The 3,868-nt window shown below is 71.0% G+C and carries 4 protein-coding genes; all 4 read left to right on the top strand.

Features of this window, described 5'->3' with window-relative positions; all coding sequences use genetic code 11:
- Nucleotides 1-1,333, top strand: a 1,333-nt coding sequence (locus PROKR_RS20800; RefSeq protein WP_051433201.1) for an ABC transporter substrate-binding protein, incomplete at its 5' end; no start/stop codon positions are given.
- Nucleotides 1,330-2,250: a carbohydrate ABC transporter permease gene (locus tag PROKR_RS20795; RefSeq protein WP_051433200.1), complete on the top strand. Its 921-nt coding sequence runs from the start codon at nt 1,330-1,332 to the stop codon at nt 2,248-2,250. The genes PROKR_RS20800 and PROKR_RS20795, both read left to right, overlap by 4 nt.
- A 1-nt stretch (nt 2,251) precedes the next feature.
- Nucleotides 2,252-3,184: a carbohydrate ABC transporter permease gene (locus PROKR_RS20790; RefSeq protein ID WP_084800571.1), complete on the top strand. Its 933-nt coding sequence runs from the start codon at nt 2,252-2,254 to the stop codon at nt 3,182-3,184.
- A gap of 30 nt (nt 3,185-3,214) precedes the next feature.
- Nucleotides 3,215-3,868: sugar-binding domain-containing protein (locus PROKR_RS20785; protein ID WP_036966773.1), on the top strand; the 654-nt coding region annotated here is incomplete at its 3' end.

The raw sequence follows: 3,868 nt of genomic DNA, 5'->3' as shown, positions 1-3,868 counted from the left end.
CGGGGCCCTGACCCTGGCGGTCACGCTCGCCGCGTGCGGCCCCGCCATCACGAGCGGGGAGGCCGGCCCGGACGACGCCGCGGCGTCCGCCGACCGCCTCCAGGCCCCCGCCGAGGAGTCGCCCCAGGGCGAGATCACCATCTGGGACCGGTCCGGCGACCTGTTCAACGTGTTCGAGGCCGTCATCGACGACTTCAACGAGGTCTACCCCGACGTCACGGTGCGCCACGAGGCCGTGGACATCGACGCCAAGCTGCAGAACACCCTGATCACCGGGGCCGACGTGCCCGACGGCGTGTTCCTCGACGACGCCAAGGTGGCCGGCTTCTCCGACCACCTCTGGGACCTCACCGACGTGCTTGCCCCGTACACGGACGACATCGCCCCGCAGAAGATCGACGTCAACTCGCAGGGCGGCGCGATCTACGGCGTGCCGTTCGACCTGGACCCGGGCCTGCTGTTCTACAACGAGAAGGCGCTGTCCGACGCCGGGGTCGACGTGACGACCATCGAGACCTACGACGACCTGCTGGCGGCGGCCCGCGAGTACCAGGAGGCCGTGCCGGGGTCGAAGCCGATCCACCTGGAGCAGAGCCCGTTCCTGGGCCAGCTCCAGCTCGAGATGTACGCGAGCCAGCTCGGTACGGCGCTCGCCGACGAGAACGGCGAGCTGCGCCTCGACTCCGACGAGTACCGGCAGGTGCTCGGCTGGCTCGACACCGTCAACCAGGAGGGCCTCGGCACCCGCGCGGAGTACCTGTCGCCCACCGACGTCGGCGCCCTGGAGTCCGGCGACCAGGTGTTCTATCCCTGGGCCATCTGGTTCAGCTTCGCCCCCGAACAGCAGCTCACGAAGACCAGCGGCGACTGGCGCGCCATGCCGCTGCCCGCGTGGGAGGACGGCGGGGCGCGCTCCGGCGCCATGGGCGGCTCGTCCTTCGTGCTGCCGAAGGACGGCGAGAACTCGGACCTGGCCTGGCTGTTCTACGAGTTCCTGATGTTCCACGAGGACGGCTACAGCGCCGTCTGGGGCGAGAACGACACCTACCCGAACGGCTTGGCGACGTCGATCCCGGCGTACGGTCCGGCGGCGGACCCGGCCAAGCCGCTGTTCGGCCCGGTCGAGGGGCTCGGCGGGCAGGACCTGTGGACCACCGCGGTCGAGGCCGGCGCGCAGATTCCCGGCGGGGCGCCCGCCCCGACCTGGTGGACCGGCGCGGTCGACTACCTCGGCACGAACGTCCAGCGGATGTACGACGGCGACATGACCCCCGACGAGGTCATCGAGCAGTCGACCGCCGACATCCAGACGAACCTCGTCGACCGGCAGTGAGCACGCTCGTCAGCCCGGAGCGCGTCCGGGGCGGCCAGGGCCGGCCGCTGCTGCGGCCCTGGCTGCCCCGCAAGGTCGCGCCCTACGTGTTCGTGCTGCCGTTCGTCGCGATCTTCGTCGCGTTCAGCGTCTACCCGATGCTGTTCACCCTGCGCCTGAGCTTCACCGACTGGCGCGGCTCCGGCGCGGCGACGTGGGTCGGCTGGGACAACTACGCCTACCTGCTCGGCAACGACATGTTCTGGGGCTCGCTGGCCAACTCGGCGGTGCTCTGGCTGATGATCGTGCCGGTCCAGGTGGTGCTCGGCCTGCTGGTCGCGGTGCTGCTGAACAACGCGAAGATCCGGATGCGCTCCTTCTACCGGATCGCGTTCCTGGTGCCGTTCGTGACGCCGCTCGTGGCCGTCGCCCAGATCTGGGTGGTCGTCTTCGACCAGGAGTTCGGGGCGGTCAACGGCCTGCTCGACCTCGTCGGTCTGCCCGACGTCGGCTGGCTCACCACCAGCGCATGGGCCAAGCCGACCCTCGCGCTGCTGTTCCTGTGGAAGACCACGGGCTTCATCGTGATCATCCTGCTCTCCGGCCTGCAGTCGATCGACGCGAGCGTCTACGAGGCCGCCTCGATCGACGGCGCCTCCCGCACGCGCCAGCTCTGGAGCATCACGGTGCCGCTCGTGCGGCGCACCCTGATGTTCTCCGTGGTGCTCCAGACGCTGGCCGTGTTCCAGATGTTCGCCGAGCCGTTCGTGGTGACGGACGGCGGCCCCTACAACTCGACGACGACCGCGGGTCTGCACCTGTACGAGCACATCACCCGCGGCGACCTCGGCACCGGGGCGGCGAACTCGTTCCTGCTCGTGGTCGTCGTCATGGGCCTCTCCCTGCTGTTCGTCCGGTTCCTGCGGACGGAGGACTGACATGACCACCACGCACGCCCCCACTCCGTCCGGGACCCGGTCGGCCCGGACCCGCGTGGCGGCGACCCGGCCGCCCCGGCCGAGCCCTCGCGGGCTGCCCGCCGCCGTCGGCTCCCAGGCGTTCCTGCTGCTGCTCGCCCTGGCCTTCCTGGCCCCGGTCGCCTGGGCGTTGGTCTCGGCGTTCAAGCCGGCCACGCAGATCATCAGCGACCCCCTGGGCCTGGACCTGACGGCGCTCACGCTGGAGAACTACCGGCGGATGTTCGCCGACGTACCGATCGGCCAGGGCTTCCTCAACACCGCCGTCGTGCTGGTCACCAAGGGGACCATCACCCTGTTCTGCGCCCCGCTGGCCGCGTACGCCTTCGCCAAGTACCGGTTCCCGGGCCGCGACCTGCTGTTCGGCACCGTGCTGATCACGCTCATGCTGCCCACGATCGTGCTGATCATCCCGCTGCTGCTGGAGATGAAGGCCCTGGGCTGGGTCAACACCTACCAGGCGCTGGTGCTGCCCGGCGCCGTCGACGCGTTCGCCATCTTCTGGATGCGCCAGGTCATCGCGGACGTCCCTGACGAGCTGCTGGACGCCGCGCGCGTCGACGGCTGCGGCGAGTTCGGCATCTTCACCAGGATCGTGCTGCCCGTGATCCGGCCCGCACTGGCCGGGCTGGCGGTGCTGACCGTCATGAACATCTACAACGACTTCGTCTGGCCCGTGGTGGCGGCGAGCTCCGAGCGGATGGCCACGCTGCAGGTGGTCCTGTCCACCCTCGCGCAGAACATCACCGGCAACCGCGTCGGTGCCGACTACGCCACCGTGACCGGCGAGCTGCTCGCCGCCGCGTCGATCGCCCTCGTCCCGCTCCTCGTCGTCTTCATCGCGCTCCAGCGGCACTTCATCAACGGCATCCTCGCCGGAAGCGTCAAGGGCTGAACCCCGCATTCCTGAAAGGCAGACACACACATGACCTCGGCTCTCCCGCGCCCCGCCGCCGCTCCCGCCTACCCCCGACCCGACCGTGACCGCTCCGACCGCTGGACCAGCCTGGACGGCACGTGGGACCTCGACGTGCCCGGCGGCACGGTGCCGGTCACCGTTCCCTTCGCCTGGGAGACGGCGGCCTCCGGCGTCGGGCGCACCTGGCTGGAGCACGCGACGTACCGGCGGGCGATCACCGTTCCCGCCGCCTGGGCGGGGGCGCGCGCCGTGCTGTGCTTCGGCGCCGTGCACCACCACGCCGTCGTCCGGGTCGACGGCGTCCAGGTCGCCGAGCACGTCGGCGGGTCCACCCCGTTCGAGGTGGACCTCGACGGCGTCCTCGCACCCGGTGCCACCGGGACGCTGGAGGTCGAGGTGCACGCGCCCGCCGACAAGCGCGCCATCCCGCACGGCAAGCAGCGCTCCATCCCGCGCGACGACTACGACGGCGTCTCGTTCACCCCCACCTCCGGCATCTGGCAGCCCGTCTGGCTGGAGGCCCGCGGCCGCACCTACGCCGCACGCGTCGCGGTCCGGGGCGACTCGCTGACCGGGTTCGACGTGACGGTCGGCGTCGCGGGCGACGCGCCCGCGGGCGCGCTGGTGACGGTCGAGGTGACGGCCGGCTCGGGTGCGGCC

Origin of the sequence: Promicromonospora kroppenstedtii DSM 19349 (genome assembly GCF_000515355.1) — a bacterium.
Classification (GTDB): Bacteria; Actinomycetota; Actinomycetes; order Actinomycetales; family Cellulomonadaceae; genus Promicromonospora; species Promicromonospora kroppenstedtii.
This window is presented reverse-complemented; position numbering and strand designations above follow the sequence as displayed.